Source organism: Methylobacterium sp. B1 (assembly GCF_000333255.1).
Classification (GTDB): domain Bacteria; phylum Pseudomonadota; class Alphaproteobacteria; order Rhizobiales; family Beijerinckiaceae; genus Methylobacterium; species Methylobacterium fujisawaense.
In genome coordinates, this window is record NZ_BACT01000860.1 from 1 (window position 1) to 16,904 (window position 16,904).

The 16,904-nt window shown below is 69.7% G+C and carries 13 protein-coding genes and 1 pseudogene; 5 read left to right on the top strand and 9 right to left on the bottom strand.

Going from position 1 to position 16,904, the window contains the following annotated elements; translation table 11 throughout:
• The 7 genes from I53_RS24665 to I53_RS24695 all read right to left on the bottom strand — a co-directional run.
• Positions 1 to 2,526: phosphoenolpyruvate carboxylase (locus I53_RS24665; RefSeq protein WP_043355696.1), on the bottom strand; the 2,526-nt coding region annotated here is incomplete at its 3' end.
• Positions 2,527 to 2,814: 288 nt separating this feature from the next.
• On the bottom strand, positions 2,815 to 3,705 hold the full coding sequence (sucD, locus tag I53_RS24670; protein WP_043355698.1) for a succinate--CoA ligase subunit alpha: 891 nt from the start codon (positions 3,703 to 3,705) through the stop codon (positions 2,815 to 2,817).
• A gap of 15 nt (positions 3,706 to 3,720) precedes the next feature.
• Complete coding sequence (locus tag I53_RS24675) at positions 3,721 to 4,899, bottom strand: malate--CoA ligase subunit beta (protein WP_043355699.1); 1,179 nt, start codon at positions 4,897 to 4,899, stop codon at positions 3,721 to 3,723.
• 237 nt (positions 4,900 to 5,136) lie between these two features.
• Entirely contained in the window at positions 5,137 to 5,781 is a 645-nt protein-coding gene (gene fchA / locus I53_RS24680) for a methenyltetrahydrofolate cyclohydrolase (protein WP_043355701.1), read from the bottom strand.
• Positions 5,782 to 5,795: 14 nt separating this feature from the next.
• Positions 5,796 to 6,659, bottom strand: coding sequence for an NADP-dependent methylenetetrahydromethanopterin/methylenetetrahydrofolate dehydrogenase (locus I53_RS24685; RefSeq protein WP_043355702.1), 864 nt, complete (start codon positions 6,657 to 6,659; stop codon positions 5,796 to 5,798).
• A 234-nt stretch (positions 6,660 to 6,893) separates the two neighbouring features.
• Positions 6,894 to 7,835, bottom strand: coding sequence for a D-2-hydroxyacid dehydrogenase (locus I53_RS24690; protein ID WP_043355704.1), 942 nt, complete (start codon positions 7,833 to 7,835; stop codon positions 6,894 to 6,896).
• Between the two features lie 103 nt (positions 7,836 to 7,938).
• Positions 7,939 to 9,147 carry an aminotransferase class V-fold PLP-dependent enzyme gene (locus tag I53_RS24695; RefSeq protein ID WP_043355705.1) on the bottom strand — a complete coding sequence of 403 codons (1,209 nt, stop codon included), beginning with the start codon at positions 9,145 to 9,147 and terminating at the stop codon, positions 7,939 to 7,941.
• Positions 9,148 to 9,684: 537 nt separating this feature from the next.
• Here I53_RS24695 and I53_RS24700 point away from each other — a divergent pair.
• From I53_RS24700 to I53_RS24710, 3 genes are read left to right on the top strand one after another with little or no spacing between them, the layout of a single operon-like run.
• Entirely contained in the window at positions 9,685 to 10,482 is a 798-nt protein-coding gene (locus tag I53_RS24700) for a UDP-2,3-diacylglucosamine diphosphatase (RefSeq protein ID WP_210274854.1), read from the top strand.
• A gap of 10 nt (positions 10,483 to 10,492) precedes the next feature.
• Positions 10,493 to 11,539: a glycosyltransferase family 1 protein gene (locus tag I53_RS24705; protein WP_043355708.1), complete on the top strand. Its 1,047-nt coding sequence runs from the start codon at positions 10,493 to 10,495 to the stop codon at positions 11,537 to 11,539.
• 38 nt (positions 11,540 to 11,577) lie between these two features.
• Entirely contained in the window at positions 11,578 to 12,282 is a 705-nt protein-coding gene (locus tag I53_RS24710) for a ribonuclease HII (protein ID WP_078947059.1), read from the top strand.
• Between the two features lie 16 nt (positions 12,283 to 12,298).
• Here I53_RS24710 and I53_RS24715 read toward each other — a convergent pair whose 3' ends face one another.
• Both I53_RS24715 and I53_RS24720 read right to left on the bottom strand, forming a co-directional pair.
• Positions 12,299 to 14,323, bottom strand: coding sequence for a methyl-accepting chemotaxis protein (locus I53_RS24715; protein ID WP_306307451.1), 2,025 nt, complete (start codon positions 14,321 to 14,323; stop codon positions 12,299 to 12,301).
• Between the two features lie 387 nt (positions 14,324 to 14,710).
• The gene (locus I53_RS24720) at positions 14,711 to 15,826 is read right to left on the bottom strand and encodes a PA0069 family radical SAM protein (RefSeq protein WP_043355711.1); all 1,116 of its coding nucleotides are present in this window, start codon (positions 15,824 to 15,826) and stop codon (positions 14,711 to 14,713) included.
• A gap of 157 nt (positions 15,827 to 15,983) precedes the next feature.
• Here I53_RS24720 and I53_RS24725 point away from each other — a divergent pair, with 157 nt between their 5' ends.
• Positions 15,984 to 16,514, top strand: a complete 531-nt coding sequence (locus tag I53_RS24725; protein WP_083936148.1) for a hypothetical protein — start codon at positions 15,984 to 15,986, stop codon at positions 16,512 to 16,514.
• A gap of 134 nt (positions 16,515 to 16,648) precedes the next feature.
• A pseudogene (locus tag I53_RS24730) lies at positions 16,649 to 16,904 on the top strand (amino acid permease); the annotation flags it as partial.

Sequence of the window (16,904 nt, forward strand, 5' to 3'; positions counted from 1 at the left end):
CTCCCGGGTCAGCGCGTATTCGGCCTCGATCATCGAGAAGATCCGGTCCCGGATCGCCGCATCCGGGACGAGGCCCGCATAGGCGCGGGCGATGTCGAGATCGACCATCATCAGCGTCTTCTCGACCTCGTCGAGGACGAGGCGCAGGATGCGGGATTCGTTGAACAGCCGCTTGAGGGTCGCCTCGCCGTCGCGGCCGCGCACGTCGATGAAGCTCGCGAGCCCGGACCCGACCCCGTACCAGCCGGTGATCACGTGCCGGTTCTGCGACCACGCGAACACCCAGGGGATCGCCCGCAGGTCCGAGAGCGAGCGGGCGCCGAACCGGCGGGCCGGCCGCGAGCCGATGTTGAGGAGCGCGATCTCGTCCAGCGGGCTCGCGGCCTGGAAGTAATCGACGAGGCCGTCGGTCTGGAGCAGCTGGACGTAGGCCGCCCGGGACGCGCCGGCCAGCGCCTCCAGGGCGTCGTCGTGGCCGGGGCCCGCCCGCTCGCCGTCGCCGGCGAGCGCGTGCTCGAACACCGAGGCGGCGAGCAGCTCCATCTGGTAGGCGGCGGTGCCGCGGTTGGCGTACTTGAACGAGACGACCTCGCCCTGCTCGGTGGTGCGGAACCGGCCGCGGATCGAGCCCGGCGGCTGGGCCATGATGCCGCGATGGGTCGGCACGCCGCCGCGGCTCACCGAGCCGCCGCGCCCGTGGAAGAAGGCGATGCCGACACCGAGTTCCTCGCCGAGCCGGGTCAGCTTGCTCTGCGCCTTGTAGAGCTCCCAATTGGCGGCGACGAAGCCGCCGTCCTTGTTGGAGTCGGAATAGCCGATCATGACCTCCTGGACCCCGCCCTGCCAGCGGGTGGAGCGGCGCACCACCGGCACGCCGAGCAGCGCCCGCATGATCGCCGGGGCGGCACGCAGGTCGTCGATGGTCTCGAACAGGGGCACGATCGGCAGCGGGCAGATCTCCGTCCCGGCCGCGTCGAGGAACACCCCCGCCTCCTTGGCCAGCAGGTAGGCGCCGAGGACGTCCTCCACCGAGCGGGTCATCGACAGCACGAAGGCGCCGAACGCCTCCCGGTCGAGGGCCTCGCGCATCTCGGCGACGAGGGCGAAGGTGGCGAGGGTCTCCCGGGCGGCGTCGGGCAGGTCCTCGAAGGACCGCTCGGGATCACGGGGCCGGGCGAGTTCGGTATCGAGCCACTGGCGCCACGCGGTCGAACCGAGGGCCGGCGGCTCGCCGTCGCCGTTGCGCTGGCGCCAGAGGGCATGGAGCGTGTCGGTGGTCCGCGTGGTGTTCTCGCGCAGGTCGAGCCGGACCGTCGAGAAGCGGAAGATCTCCACCATGCGCCGGACAGGGCGGACGAGATCCCGCGCCAGCGCCCCGCACTTGGCCTCCGTCAGGCCGCGCTCCAGCGTGCGCAGGTCCTCGATCAAGCCGTCCGCGCTGGCGTAGTCGGGACCGGACGGGTGCTCACCTTCGTTGCGGGCGATCGTCGCCTCGATCTTGCGCAGGACGCAGGAGAGATACTGGCGATAAGGCTCGCCCGGGTTGCGCCGGGTGATGGCGCGGGCCTGGCCGCTCTCGGCGAGCTGCCGTTCGAGTTCCGCGTGAAAGCTTTCGGGCAGCGGCAGCGAGCGCTCGGTGAGCGAGAGGGTCCGGCCCAGTTCCCGCACGCCGTCGCGGTAGCGGGTGAGCGAGGCCAGGGCGTTGCGGTGCAGGGTCTGCCGGGTGACCGCGGCCGTGACGTAGGGGTTGCCGTCCCGGTCGCCGCCGATCCAGGAGCCGAACTGGAAGAACGGCGGCACCTTGAAGTCCGTGCCCGGATAGGTCTCGGCGAGGGCCTCGTGCAGGGTCTCCAGGGTCTCGGGCAGCATCTCGAACAGGGTCTCGTCGAAGAAGTGCAGCCCCCAGGCCACTTCCCGCTCGACCGTCGCCTTCTCCAGGTGCAGCTCGCCCGTCATCCAGACCAGCTCGATCTGGTCGCGGAGCTCGTTCATGAGCCCGTTGCGCTCACGATCGGTCCAGCGCGGCATCTCCAGCTCGCGCAGCACGAGGTAGATCCGGCGGAACTTCTCCAGCACCGTCACGCGCTTGCCCTCGGTGGGGTGCGCGGTGAGCGTCGGGCGGATGCGCAGGTCGCTGAGCAGCGCCTGGATCTTCTCCGGGGGCACGCCCTGCCGGCGGGCATCCGCGAAGACCTTGGCGAAGGAGCCGCTGAGCGCGGCACGGCCTTCCGTGCGCTCCACGTGCCGGCGGCGGCGCATCGCGGCGTTCTGCTCGGCGATGGAGATCAGCTGGAACCAGATGCCCTGCACCTGCAGCGCGCGCGCCAGCATCTGCGGCGAGAAGCGCGAGATGTCGGCCGTGCCGTGCAGGACCGCCTCGAGGTCGGGATCGTGCCGGCGGGCGACATCGAGCAGCGCCTGGAACAGGATGTCCAGCGCCTGCTCGGCCGAGGTGCCGACGATCACCGGCGGCGCGAAGGCTGTCGCGTCGACGAGACCTGGATGTGCGTGAAGGGTGCGGGTCATGAGGCCACCTCGTGGCGCGCGGTTTTCTTGGAGGATGTTCAGCGCGAAGCGTCGTCACCGCCGGCTCGGGAGGTACGCGCATCGGCCGGTGCCCAGCGCGACGAGCCCCCTCTCCCGTGCGGGAGAGGGTCGGGGTGAGGGACGCGATGGTTCAGGATCGAGCGCGCCGGCGGTACGCCGATGGACCGCGCCTTCTCCGGAAGGATCCGATCCCTCACCCTGTCCCTCTCCCGCACGGGAGGGGGGACCCACGCCGCATTCTGAGACTGTGCGGCAGGCTGGCTGCGGCTACGCCGCCCGGGCCAGCACGTCGGCCACCGTCTGGCCGAAGGAACCCGGATCGGGCGCCACGGTGAGGCCGTAGGAGCGCATGATCTCGGCCTTCTCGGCGGCGCTGTCGCCAGCAGCCGAGATGATCGCCCCCGCATGGCCCATGCGGCGGCCCTTCGGCGCCGTGAGCCCCGCCACGAAGCCGATCACCGGCTTCGACATGTTCTCGCGGATCCAGGCCGACGCCTCGGCCTCCTGCGGCCCGCCGATCTCGCCGATCATCAGCACCGCGTCGGTGTCCGGATCGGTCTCGAACAGGGCGAGGTGGTCGAGGAAGGACGAGCCGTTGATCGGATCGCCGCCGATCCCCACCGAGGTGGAGATGCCGAGCCCGAGCTCCTTGAGCTGCGAGGCCGCCTCGTAGCCGAGCGTCCCCGAGCGGGAGATCACCCCGACATTGCCCGGGAGATAGATGTGACCGGGCATGATGCCGAGCATCGCCTTGCCGGGGGAGATGATGCCGGCACAGTTCGGGCCGACCACCATCGTGCGGCGATCCCGCGGATAGCGCATCAGGTAGCGCTTCACCCGCATCATGTCCTGGGCCGGGATGCCGTCCGTGATCGAGCAGACCAGCCGCAGGCCGGCATCGGCCGCCTCCATGATGGCGTCGGCCGCGAAGGGGGGCGCCACGAAGGTGATGGACGTGGTGGCGCCGGTCGCCGCCACCGCCTCCTTGACGGTGTTGAACACTGGCAGGCCGAGATGGGTGCGGCCGCCCTTGCCCGGGGTGACGCCGCCGACGACGTTCGTGCCGTAATCCAGCATCTCCTTGGCGTGGAAGGTGCCCTTGTCGCCCGTGATGCCCTGGACGATGATCGGGGTGGTCTCGTCGATGAGGATGCTCATGGCGCGGTCTCCCCTTCAGTGCTGCGTCTTGGCGGTGGCGCAGGCGTCGACCGCCTTCTTGGCCGCCTCCGACAGGGTGTCGGCGGTGATCAGGTCGAGGCCGCTCTCGGCCAGGATCTTCTTGCCCGCCTCCACATTCGTACCGGCGAGCCGGACCACCAGCGGCACGTCGATCTTCACTTCGCGCGCCGCCTGGACGACACCCTCGGCGACCCAGTCGCAGCGGTTGATGCCGGCGAAGATGTTGACGAGGATCGCCTTCACGTTGCGGTCCGACAGGACCAGCCGGAAGGCCGTGGCCACCCGCTCGGGCGAGGCGCCGCCGCCGACATCCAGGAAGTTCGCCGGCTCGCCGCCCGCGTGCTTGATCATGTCCATGGTGGCCATGGCCAGCCCGGCGCCGTTGACGATGCAGCCGATCTCGCCCTCGAGGCCGATGTAGCTGAGGTTGTGCTCGGCGGCCTGCGCCTCGCGGGGATCGCCCTGCGAGGGGTCGTGCATGTCGGCGATGCCCGGCCGGCGGAACATCGCGTTGTCGTCGAAGGACATCTTGGCATCGAGCGCGAGCACCCGGTCGTCCTTGGTGACGACCAGCGGATTGATCTCCAGCATCGTGCCGTCGCAGTCGCGGAACGCCCGATAGGCGTTCATGATCGTCTTCACCGCGGCCGAGACCTGCTTGATGTTGAGACCGAGCTGGAAGGCGATCTCCCGGGCCTGGAACTGCTGCAGGCCCACCGCCGGCTCGACCACCACCTGGATCAGGGCGTCGGGCTCGTTCGCGGCGATCTCCTCGATGTCCATGCCACCGCGCTGGCTGGCGATGACGCGCACGCGCTCGGCCTTCCGGTCCAGCACGTAGCCGAGGTAGAGCTCACGCTCGAACGGGTCGGCGGTCTCGACGTAGACCCGCTGGACCGGCTTACCCTCGGGGCCGGTCTGGTGGGTGACGAGGCGCTTGCCGAGGAGATCCTTGGCGGCGTCGCGGACCTCGTTATAGGTCCGGCAGAGCTTGATGCCGCCGGCCTTTCCGCGGGCACCCGCGTGGATCTGCGCCTTCACGGCCCAGAAGGATCCGCCCAATTCCGTAGCCGCGTAGACCGCCTGATCCGGGCTGAACGCGATCGCGCCCTTCGGGACGGCCACGCCGAAGCTCGCAAGCAGCTCCTTGGCCTGATACTCGTGGACGTCCATTCGGCGCCTCCTCCGCGGTTCGTTGCCGCCGTTGATGCCCTTCACTTTAGTTGAGTCGAAGGAATAAGCCCGTCAAATTTTTTGATCTCGGGCTTGACGACGACTTTTTCGCGGTCGCAGCACGGATCGTATTCGATGCTGCGCTGCGGCATACTCAAAAACAACGAGGCCGGGGCATGATGCACCCGGCCTCGACTGTCGATGGTTTGCCGGCGCCAGGATCAAGCGCCGCGGGCGTCAGTTCACTTTGGTCTTCACCACCTCGTAGACCTTCTCGGTCAAGGCTCCGGCCCCGGCCAGAAGGTCTTCGAGTTCCTTCAGCCGCTCGTCGGCGAAGTCCCGGTCCTCGAGACCCTTCGCGTTCACGTAGACGTTGAGCGCTGCGCTGCGCAGTCCGGCATAGGCGGAGAGCACGGCCACGCCGGCATCTGACACGACGTTGAGGTTGCCCTTGTCGGCGGTGATCGCCGCGAGGTCGATCACCGCGCGGCACGCCCGGCAGCAGGCGAGCGGCACGTCGCAGGCCGTCTTGAGGGCCGCCTGGATTTTCTCCGCGCGGGCCGCCTTCTCGTCGTCGGTGGCCTTGGGCAGGCCGTAGGCCCCCATCACGGCGTCGAAGGCCTGGACGTCCTCCCCGATCATGCCGGTGAGCACAACCCGCAGTCCCTCGGACTTGGCCAGGACTTCCTTCAGCTCGGCCTCGACCTCGACATACTTCTTCTTGCCGATGGTGAGGTTGCAGACCATCGACACCAGAGCCGCGCCCATGGCGCCGGAGATCGCCGCCGCGCCGCCACCGCCGGGGGTCGGGGCGGCGCTGGCGAGTTCCGTCAGGAAGGTCTGGATGGACGCGTTTTCCGGCGCCTGCTGCGTGTCCGACATGGGCGTCCCTCCCGTCAGGCCATCGACTTGGCGAGCGAATAAATCTCCTCGGCGTCGAGCACCTTGTCGGTGCTCTCGAAGAGCTGGCCCACGCAGGCCCGGTGCAGCTTGAGCTTCAACCCGCCGATGCCCAGCGCGCCGAAGGCCTGCTTGCCGTTGCGCTCCTTGCCCTTGTCCATCACGTCGATGCCGCCGATGCCCGTCGGGGGCTGGGCGTTGTAGTCGGCGACGAACTCGATGGACGATTCCTGCGCCCAGGCGGATTCGGGCAGCAGCTCGACGCCGATGGCGCCGGCCGTGAACACGAGGTTCGTGCCCTTCACGAGGGCCACGCGGGACGCCTCGTCGGGGGTGGCGGCGGCCTTCACGTTGACCTTGAAGCGCTTGTTGATCTGGTCCGCGGCAGCCTGGGTCTTGTCGAGGGCGCGGCCCGCGATGGTGACCTCGGCGCCCTCGCCGGCGAGCAGCGCGGCCGAGCGCATGCCGACCGGGCCGGTGCCGGCCAGCACGACGGCCTTCTTGCCCTGGAGCGAGCCTGCGGCCTTCGCCACCAGCGCGACGCCCGCGGCGGCCGTGGTGTTGGAGCCGTTGGAATCGAGCATGACCGAGACGCGGAACGGGCCGAAGAACCGCTTCTTGACCGCGGTGAACAGCTCCTCGCCGGCCGCCATGCTGCCGCCGCCGACGAAGATCGCCGTCGACTTCTTCTCGGAACCGCCACGGGTGTAGATCGTGCCGTCGACCAGAGCGCCGACATTGTCGGGGGTTACGCCGCCGTAGCCGGCGATGTGGTCGGCGCCGCCGTCGTAGCCGACGACCGTGTCGAACACGTTCGGCACGGCATCGGTGTCGAACAGGAACAGCAGCTTCTTCGTCACGATTCAGACCTTTCTGTCGCGCCCTGCGGCGCTATCGTCTTGTTTTCAAAGGGCGGTCGCAGCGCGCGACCCATCCGCGTCATCGTGCGCCCGAGCTTTCAGATGGCATAGCGGGCGAGGCGCGGGCCCCCTCTCCCGTGCGGGAGAGGGACAGGGTGAGGGGCGTGCCTCATCCGGAGAGTTCTCCTCCCTCACCCCAACCCTCTCCCGCACGGGAGAGGGGGCCTGTCGTGCCTACTCGACCACGTTCTGCGGCTTGCCCGCCACGAACGCCTCGACGTTGTCGACGAGCTGGTCGGCCAGGATCTGCATCGCCTCCTTGCTCGCCCAGGCGACGTGCGGCGTGACGATCAGGTTCGGCAGGTCGGCCTCGCACAGGATGTTGCCGTCCTTGGGCGGCTCCTGCGCCACCACGTCGAACCCGGCGCCCGCGATGGTGCCGTCCTTGAGCGCTTCGAGCAGGGCCGCCTCGTCCACGAGCCCGCCGCGGGCCGTGTTGATGAGGATGGCGCTCTTCTTCATCTTCTTGAACTCGGCCGCGCCGATCATGCCCTTGGTCTCGGGGGTCAGCGGCACGTGCAGCGTGATCACGTCGGACTGTGTCAGGATCGTCTCGAAATCGACCAGCCCGTCCTGCGGGAACACGTCGTAGGCGATGACCGTCATGCCGAGCGCCTCGGCGCGCTTGGCGATCGACTTGCCGAGCGCCCCGTAGCCGACGATGCCCAGCGTCGAGCCGGCGATGTCGTAGATCGGGTAGTCGAAGTAGCAGAACTGCTTGGACTTCGCCCAGTCGCCCCGCTTCACCGAGTTCGCGTAGGGCACGATCGCCCGGCGCAGGGCGAACATCAGCCCGACCACATGCTCCGGCACGGTGTTGAAGGCGTAGTTGCGGATGTTGACGACGGTGATGCCCTGCGCCTTGGCCGCGGCCTTGTCGACCACGTCGGTGCCGGTGGCGGCGACGGCGATCAGCTTCAGGTCGGGGAGCTGCTTCAGCGTCTCGGCCCGCATCGGGACCTTGTTGATCAGCGCGATCTCCGCCCCCTGGAGGCGGGAGACGATCTCTTCCGGCGTCCAGGTCGAGTCGTGCTCGACGTATTCGTGCGGGAAGTTGAACGGTCGGACCCTGGCATCGAGGGATTCACGATCCAGGAACACGATCTTCTTGGTCATAGGACCCCTCTCGTACGACGGGCAGTTTCCTCGATAGTCTTGTTCTTACTTGCGCGTCGGGGCGAGCCCGGCAACCCGGCCCCGCCCCGATCGCGTGCGCCGATTACGCCTTATGCAGCGGATTCTCGCGCAGATAGCTGGAGGCGGCGGCGACGCCCGAGCCCGGCGTGACCTTGATGCCGCAATCGATCATGGCCATCTCGGCGCCCGCGATGGCGCCCAGCAGCGAGAGCTCGTTCAGGTCGCCCAGGTGGCCGATGCGGAACACCTTGCCGGCGACTTTCGAGAGGCCGGCCCCGAGCGACAGGTTGTAGCGCTCGTAGGCGTGGATGATCACCTTGGCGGCGTCGGCGCCCTCCGGCACCACGATCGCCGTGACCGTGTCGGAGTTCCACTTCGGCTCCTTGGCGCAGGGCTTGAGGCCCCAGGCCGCCACGGCCTGACGGGTCGCCTCGGCGAGCACGTGATGGCGGTGGTAGACGTTCTCCAGCCCCTCCTCCTTCACGATCGCCAGGGCCTCGCGCAGGCCGTAGAGCAGCGGCAGGACGGGGGTGTAGGGGAAGTAGCCGGTGGCGTTGGCGGCCAACTGGTCCTTCCAGGCGAAGTAGGCATGGCCGAGCCGGTCGTTGCGGCCGGTGCCGCCCTCGGCGATCTTGAGCGCCTTCGGGCTGATGCAGATCAGGCCGAGGCCGGCCGGCAGCATGAAGCCCTTCTGCGAGCCCGCGATGGCGCAGTCGACCTTCCAGTCGTCCATGTAGAACGGCAGCGAGCCGATCGACGAGATGCCGTCCACGAACAGCAGGGCCGGGTGGCCGGCGGCGTCGATCGCCTTGCGCACCGCGCCGATGTCGCTGGTGACGCCCGTGGCGGTCTCGTTGTGGACGACCATGACGGCCTTGATCTTATGGTCCTTGTCGGCGCGCAGGGCCTCCTCGATCTTCTGCGGATCGGCGCCGGTGCCCCACTCCTCCTCCTGGACGACCACGTCGAGGCCGAGGCGCTGGGCCATGTCGACCCAGAGGTGGCTGAACTGGCCGTAGCGCGAGGTCAGCACCGTGTCGCCGCGGCAGAGGGTGTTGGACAGGGCCGATTCCCAGATGCCGGTGCCCGAGGACGGGAACAGGATGACCGTCCCGGCGGTCGAGCCGAACACCATCTTGGAGTCCTGGAGCAGCGGCCTCACCAGCTCGGGGAAGCTCGGCGAGCGGTGATCCTCCGACGGCACATGCATGGCGCGCAGGACGCGCTCCGGGATGTTCGTGGGGCCGGGAATGAAGAGGTGGTTGCGACCGGGGCGCCGGGTTGCGGCCATGATGTTTCCTCCGAAAAATCCATTGTGCGCGGGCGTGAACCCGCGCCGGGTTGTCCAAGCGTCCTCAGGGAGTCGGTCCGGCGCCGTCGAAAGCGGCTCGCGCCGCGCCCCCTCGAACGCCATCCTCTGCCGTGATCGGGGGGCCTCCGCGGAGCGGCAGGCGGCCTCACGCCGCTCGCGTCGCGGCACGCCCCCGCGCGCCGGTCGCCTCCGAAATGCCGTCCCGTCCAACGGCCTCAGGGCCGTCCTCGCCGCCTTCCTGTCAAGGTCCGGCCGAACTCGTGCCGAGCCGCCGGTTCCTGGTATTATGAGCGGGCGAAGCTCGAAAGGAAAACCGGAAAAACTTCCAGAACTTGGCAAAAAAATTTTTTGTGCGGCGCAACGAAGCCGAGGTCCGGTTGAGATGCTTTGCGGCGCCGCAACGCGGACGGGTGGCCCCGCCGGGACTCCGCGTCATCAAACTGAGATGGGATCGCGCTCTGGATCCCGGCACCGTTCAGCCGCCGGGAGAGGGTTGCCGTGGCCGAGGTTGAGGAGATGCCGGTCCGCGTGCGGACGCTGTTCCTGTCCGACCTGCATCTCGGAACGCGCGGCTGCCAAGCCGGCCTGCTCCTGTCGTTCCTGAAGGATTACGACGCCGACACGATCTATCTCGTCGGCGACATCGTGGACGGGTGGCAGTTGCGCTCGGGCTGGTACTGGCCGCAGGAGCACAACGACGTGGTGCAGAAGCTCCTGCGCAAGGTCCGCAAGGGCGCGCGGATCGTCTACCTGCCCGGGAACCACGACGAGTTCCTGCGCGACTATGTGGGCACGAGCTTCGGCGGCATCGAGCTGGCCGAAACCGCGATCCACGAGGCGGCGGACGGCAAGCGCTACCTCGTGATCCACGGCGACCAGTTCGACATGGTCGTGCGGCACTCGCGCTGGCTCGCCCATCTCGGCGACGGCGCCTACACCCTGGCCCTGTCCCTCAACACCCTGATCAACAAGGTGCGGCGGCGCCTCGGCCTGTCCTACTGGTCGCTCTCCGCCTGGGCGAAGCTGCGCGTGAAGAACGCCGTGAGCTTCATCGGCCGCTTCGAGACGATCCTGGCCGAGGAGGCGCGCCGCCAGGGTGCCGACGGGGTGATCTGCGGCCACATCCACCATGCTGCGGACCGGCCGATCGGCGACCTGCGCTACCTCAACACCGGCGACTGGGTGGAATCCTGCACCGGTCTCGTGGAGCATTACGACGGCCGGATCGAGGTTCTGCACTATCCGAGCCTCCTGCGGGCGCAGGCGGCCGAGGCCGTGCCGCAACCCCTGGCGGGCCGGCGCGCGGTGGCTTGAGGGCACCGCCGTGAAGCTTCTGATCGCCAGCGACGCGTGGCATCCCCAGGTGAACGGCGTCGTCCGCTCCCTGGAGCAGATGGTCCGCCGCGCCCCGGAACACGGCTTCGCGACGGCCCTGCTCTCCGTGGCGGATTTCCGGTCGCTGCCGCTCCCGGGCTATCCCGAGATCCGCCTCGCCTATGCCAGCCGGGAGCGGGTGGCGGCGCGCTGGACGGCGGAACGGCCGACCCACGTGCATATCGCCACGGAGGGGCCCGTGGGGTTGGCCGTGCGGCGCCATTGCCTGGCGCACAACCTGCCGTTCACGACGAGCTACCACACCCGCTTCCCGGAATATCTCGCGGCCCGCGCGCCGGTGCCGGAAGCGTGGTCCTACGCCTATCTGCGCCGGTTCCACGGCGCGGCGCGGGGAACGATGGTCAGCACCGCCTCGCTCCAGGGTGAACTGGCGGCGCGGGGATTCGGCCGGCTGATGCGCTGGACCCGGGGCGTAGACACGGAACGGTTCCGGCCCGCCGGACCGGGGACGCCCGTGCCGGCGGAACTCGCGGACCTGCCCGGGCCGCTGTTCCTCTATGTCGGGCGGCTGGCGGTGGAGAAGAACGTCGCCGCCTTCCTCGCCCTCGACCTGCCCGGCACCAAGGTCGTGGTGGGCGACGGGCCGGACCGCGCGCGGCTGCAGGGTCTCGCGCCGGGGGCGCGCTTCCTCGGCACCCGCACCGGCGCGGATCTCGCGGCGGTCTACGCCGCCTGCGACGTCTTCGTGTTCCCGAGCCTCACCGACACGTTCGGCATCGTGCTCCTCGAGGCCCTGGCCAGCGGCCTTCCGGTGGCGGCCTTCCCGGTGCCGGGCCCCAACGACGTGGTCGGCGGCCGTCGCGTCGGGGTTCTCGATCAGGATCTCCGGGCTGCCGCGCTGGCGGCCCTGCGGCTGTCGCGGGCCGAGTGCCGGGCCGAGGCCCTGCGCTGCGGCTGGGACGTGAGCGCGCGGCAGTTCTTCGGCAATATCATCGAGGCGCATGGCGGCGCGCGCGGCACCCGGGACGCCGCCTGACCCGTGACGGCGCCCGCGCGGGATGGCAGGACGGCGTCATGCCGCCCGCCAAGCCGTCCGCCCCGCCCATCGCCAAATCGCCTGCCAAGTCGACTGTTAAGTCGGTCGGCAAGTCGGTCGCCGCCACGTCGCCGACCAAGCCGATGGCGGGCCGGGCGCCCTTCGATCCGAATCGGGCCGCAGCCTACCCGGCGGTGATCGGCTGCGACGAGGTCGGTCGCGGCGCACTCTGTGGGCCGGTCGTGGTCGCCGCGGTCTGGTTCGATCCGGCGGCGATCCCCGCCGACCTGCTGGGCGCCCTCGACGACAGCAAGCGCGTCCCGGAGCCGGCCCGGGAACGTCTGGCCCCCATGATCCACACCCATGCCCGGGTCGCGGTGGCGGCGGGCTCCCGGGCGCTGGTCGACCAGATCAACATCCGCGGCGCAACCCTCGACGCGATGGCGCGGGCGGTCGCCCGGCTCGGCCTCGCCGCGCCCGTGCTCGTCGACGGGCGCGACGCCCTGCCGGGCCTTCCGGGTCGCGCCGTGGTCGGCGGCGACCGGCTGGTGCCGCAGATCGCCGCCGCATCGATCGTCGCCAAGGTGTTCCGCGACCGGCTGATGCGGCGCCTGGCTCAGCGCCATCCCGGCTACGGCTGGGAGCGCAACGTCGGCTACGGCACGGCCGTCCACCGCGCCGGCCTGACGCAACTCGGCCGCAGCCCGCATCACCGGCTCAGCTTCACCCGGGCCTTCGACTGATCCCGGCCCCCAGGGGTCACGCAGCCCGGACGCCGGCCAGGAAGCGACCGACCTCGACGGCGAGCTGCTCCGACTGACGCGTGAGCGCGGTCGCGGCCGTCAGGACGTGGTCGGCCGCGCGCCCCGTCTGGTCGGCCGCCTGCGCAACCCCGGCGATGGTGCCGGTCACCTCCTGCGTCCCCTTAGAGACCTGCGTGATGTTGCGGACAATCTCCTGCGTGGCCACCCCCTGCTGCTCCACCGCCGCCGCGATCGCGGCGGCCACCGCACTGATCTCCCCGATCCGGCCCGTGATCGTCCCGATCGCCTCCACCGCCTGACCGGTGACGGTCTGGATCTCGCAGATCTGCCGCCCGATCTCCTCGGTGGCGCGGCCTGTCTGGGCTGCGAGGTCCTTCACCTCGGTGGCGACCACCGCGAAGCCCCGCCCCGCCTCGCCGGCCCGCGCCGCCTCGATGGTGGCGTTGAGCGCCAGCAGATTCGTCTGCGCGGCGATGCCGGCGATCAGCTCGACCACCGCGTCGACCCGGGCGGCCGCCGTGTTCAGCGCGGCCACCAGCACGGCGGTCCGGTCGGCCTCGCCGACGGCGGCCCGTGCCAGTTCGGACGAGCCCTGGACCTGGCGCGCAATCTCTTGGACGGAGGTGCCGAGTTCCTCCACGGCGGCGGCCACGGTTCTGACGCCGGTGGACGCCTCCTCGGCGGCGGCGGCCACGGTATCGGACTGGCTGGCAGTCTGTTGGGCGGTCGTGGTCATCTGCCAGGCCGTGGTCTGCAATTCGGCCGCGGCGGCGGAGACCTGACCGACGATGCCGGCCACCGCCGACTCGAAACCCTGCGCCATCGTGAGCGTCATGCTCCGACGCTGCGCCTCCGCGGCCAGCGCCGCCTCAGCCGCCTCGGCCTCCAAGGCGCGGGTGCGGACGAGGTTGTCCCGGAAGACCTGCACGGCCGCCGCCATCGCGCCGATCTCGTCCCGCCGCTCTCGGGCCGGGATCGGCACGTCGGCGTCTCCTCCCGCGAGCGCCTGCATGGCCTGGGTCATGGCCCGCAACGGCCGGAGCACCCAACGGAACACGATGACGATACCGCCGACCGCCAGCAGGACCGCTGCGGTCAGGAACAGCACGGCCCCGAAAAGCGCGCGCTGCGACTCGGCGGCGAGGAGCTGGGCCCGGTCGATCATCGCGTCGAGACCCGCGTGGGCCAGATCGAGAAGCGCCCTCCCGTCGGCGATGTCGCGCGCGCGCAACGCATCGGCCTCGATGCCGGGCGCCCTGCCCCGGCTGAGCGCGTCCGTGATCGCGACGCGCCGCCGCGCCGACTCGCCCTCGAAGTTGCTGGCCTGCGCCTTCTGGAAGGCGGCACGCAGGGCGACCGGGACGTCTTCCGGAAACAGGTCGACGACTTTACCCCAGTCCGCCATCAGGCGTCCCCGTTCCTCGGCCGCCGCGATGATCTCTTCCTGCGACCAAAACGCCTTGGCGGCCACCGAGGTTTTCATACGGCGCCGGGAATTGCCGAGTGCGACCCGCGTCGCCCAGCTGGCACGCTTGATGTCGAGGGCCTGCGCGACCGCCGTGTCCCGGCGCGGGATGGCCGCTTCCACCGCGGCGTTGGTTGCCGCGAAGCCGTTGAGGAGGCTCGTGACGGCTGTGTCGAAGGTCTGTCTGAACGCCGCATCGCGGCGTTCCCTCGGGAGCGCGACGACCGCGTCGATCTGTGGCCTCAGCGCCGCCAAGGTCGCCTGCGCGCTCCGAAGCGGCTCCAGCGTCGCCTGGACCGACGGCACGGCGAGGTCGCGCACAAGGGTCCAGAATTCCGTCTCCGCGTCCATCAGGGCCTGCCGCTCGGACAGCTGATCCGCCCTGTCGGCCACCGAGATCGGACCCTCGACGGCCAGGACCTTCTGAACGATGCCCCGCGCCATGCGGGTCGCGATCACCGACCGGAGCAGCGTGCGGCTGACCCGCGTGAGCGTGACGACGCGCTGCCCCTCTCGCGCGTGCTCCACAGCGCTGAGGAGCGTGTCTGTACGCACGGCAAGCAGCATTACTCCCATACTCAGCAATACTAATCCGATAATTGATCCTATTGAAAATCTGAAATATCGAGACAAAGCGCAAGTCCTTCTCAATGAAAACATAGAAAACGACTTCATAGATGACAAAAGATCTTTGCTGTCAACCTCGAATTCAAGACTCAATCGAAATATGTATTTTGGCAATTAAGATTAAACCTAGAGTCAACAAGCCGAGTATTCGCGCAATCGAAGTCCGGATTGACGCGACGAGTGCGGTACGTCGCCATTTCGAGCGGAATTGGAGATGGATGATCGATAAGCTGCTGCACCGACGGCGGATTCATCTGGCCCGGCAGGCGCTCCGCTCATACGATCCTGGCCAGCCGGGCTCGACGCCGCGCCGTCTCAGAACAGCGACAACTGTGCCCCCGGTCTGCGGAAGAACTCCCGGTTCAGCGCCATCCGCCCGAAGGCGAAGCCGAGTCGCGTGCCGGCGAGCCGGACCCGCTGGCCGATCATCGCCGCGTAGGCCCCCTCCCCGCGGAAGCGGTGGCCGAAGCGCGGGTCGTTCTCGCGCCCGCCCCGGGCTTCCCGCAGGAGTGCGAAGGCCCGCGCCCTGCGCTCCGGATAGTGCTCGGCGAACCAGTCGGCCACGAGGTCGGCGACTTCGCCGGGGAGGCGCAGCAGCGCGTGGCCGATGCGACTCGCCCCGTGCGCACGCGCCTCGGCCAGGATCGATTCGATCTCGTGATCGGTCAGGCCGGGAATGATCGGCGAGACGTTGACCATGACGGGCACCCCGGCCGCGCTCAGCGCGCGCATCGCCGCGAGCCGCTTGTCCGGCCGCGGCGCCCGCGGGTCGAGGCGGCGGGCGAGGTCCGGATCCAGCGTCGGCAACGAGATCGCCGCGAGCACGAGATTGTCCGCCGCCATCGCCGCCAGGATATCGAGGTCGCGCAGCACGAGGTCCGACTTGGTGGTGATGCTGACGGGATGTCGGGCGTCCCGCAGCACCTCCAGCACCGCGCGGGTGATCCGGTGCGCGCGCTCGACGGGCTGGTAGGGATCCGTGGCGGTGCCGAGGGCGATCGTCTCGGGCCGGTAGCCCGGCGCGGCCATCTCGCGGGCCAGCAGCCTTGCGGCGTCCGGCTTGGTGAAGATCCGCGACTCGAAGTCGAGCCCCGGCGACAGGCCGAGCCAGGCATGGGTGGGGCGTGCGTAGCAGTAGATGCAGCCGTGCTCGCAGCCCCGATAAGGGTTGATCGACCGGTCGAAGGGGATGTCGGGCGAGCTGTTGCGGGCGATGATCCGCGTGGAGCGCTCCGGGGTGACCTGCGTGCGCAGGGGCGCCGGCGCGTCCGCCATCCCGGTCTCCTCGTGGAACGTCTCCCGCCGGGCCGGCTCGTGGCGGCCGGTGGGATTGGCCGTGGCACCGCGCCCGCGCCGAGCATCCCGCGGCACGCCGCTCGGGCCGAGTCGCTCGGCGGGCCGGCCCGAGACGTCATCGCGTATCGACACCATGGCGACTCGTCTCCTGCCCGATCCCGATCGGAACATAAAGCGAACAGCCGTCGGCCGAACGCCTCTTTTTCAGGCAGACACAGCTTTGTCGCCTGTCCGGACAGCGACACGGCCGCCCGATGGCGGCCGGGCGGTTTACGGCGGCGCAGAATCGTCTATGCGCGCGCTCATGCTCTCCGCCGTGACCTATCTGGCCGACCCGGCCGATCCGGACGCGATCGATCGCCTGGCCGACACGCTCAGCGTGCTGGTCTCCGGCGTGGCCGGCGGCCTCATCGGCGACGCGGTGATCGTTTCGGGCAGCGAGAGTGAAGCCGTGGCGGCCGTCGCGGAGGCCACGGGCGCGACGCTCGTGCTGCACCGGGGCGGCAATCCCTACGCCGCGGGCGCTGCCGCAGCCCGTCGGGACTGGATCCTGTGCCTTGAGGCCGGGGACGTTCCGGCCGAGGGCTGGATCCGCACCCTCGACCGCTTCGTCGGGACGGCGCGGCCGGAGACGGCCCTCGGCCGCCTGCACCGTTCGGCCGCGGGCTGGCTCGAACGGCTCGTGGGCCGGTTGGAGAGCGTGATGGGTGCCCGGCAGGCCCGGGCCGGGGACGTCGTCCGGCGCGAGGCCCTGCGGAGCGGCGGCCCGTTCGCGGCGCGCCTCAAGGTCCGGCCCTTGATCGCCCGGATCGAACGCGCCTGACCGGCAGAATCTTGCGCCGGCCCTCGTTGTTGTCGGTCAGTCCGCCTCTACAACACTTGAAGCGCGGCAGAAATTTCGCCGACTCTACATCTGTGGAAGCGGGCTGACCCGGCTCGATCTGGAAGGATGGTGCAATGGAATCGTCGGGCCTGATGGGGCGCAAATCGGTCGACGACATCGTCGAGAGCGGCGAGGGCGAGCAGCAGCTCTCGAAGTCGCTCGGCGCCCTCTCGATCACCGCGATGGGCATCGGGGCGATCATCGGCGCCGGCATCTTCGTTCTCACCGGCACGGCGGCGGCCCAGTATGCCGGACCGGGGATCATGCTGTCCTTCGTGCTCGGCGGCATCGCCTGCGCCTTCGTCGGCCTGTGCTATCCGAGATGCCGCG

Bases quoted from the DNA above. Each gene is read 5' to 3' on its own strand.
- I53_RS24675 (WP_043355699.1), bottom strand. From the start codon at position 4,899: ATGGACGTCCACGAGTATCAGGCCAAGGAGCTGCTTGCGAGCTTCGGC.
- I53_RS24695 (WP_043355705.1), bottom strand. From the start codon at position 9,147: ATGGCCGCAACCCGGCGCCCCGGTCGCAACCACCTCTTCATTCCCGGC.
- I53_RS24710 (WP_078947059.1), top strand. From the start codon at position 11,578: ATGCCGCCCGCCAAGCCGTCCGCCCCGCCCATCGCCAAATCGCCTGCC.
- I53_RS24725 (WP_083936148.1), top strand. From the start codon at position 15,984: ATGCGCGCGCTCATGCTCTCCGCCGTGACCTATCTGGCCGACCCGGCC.
- sucD (WP_043355698.1), bottom strand. From the start codon at position 3,705: ATGAGCATCCTCATCGACGAGACCACCCCGATCATCGTCCAGGGCATC.
- fchA (WP_043355701.1), bottom strand. From the start codon at position 5,781: ATGTCGGACACGCAGCAGGCGCCGGAAAACGCGTCCATCCAGACCTTC.
- I53_RS24690 (WP_043355704.1), bottom strand. From the start codon at position 7,835: ATGACCAAGAAGATCGTGTTCCTGGATCGTGAATCCCTCGATGCCAGG.
- I53_RS24700 (WP_210274854.1), top strand. From the start codon at position 9,685: ATGCCGGTCCGCGTGCGGACGCTGTTCCTGTCCGACCTGCATCTCGGA.
- I53_RS24720 (WP_043355711.1), bottom strand. From the start codon at position 15,826: ATGGTGTCGATACGCGATGACGTCTCGGGCCGGCCCGCCGAGCGACTC.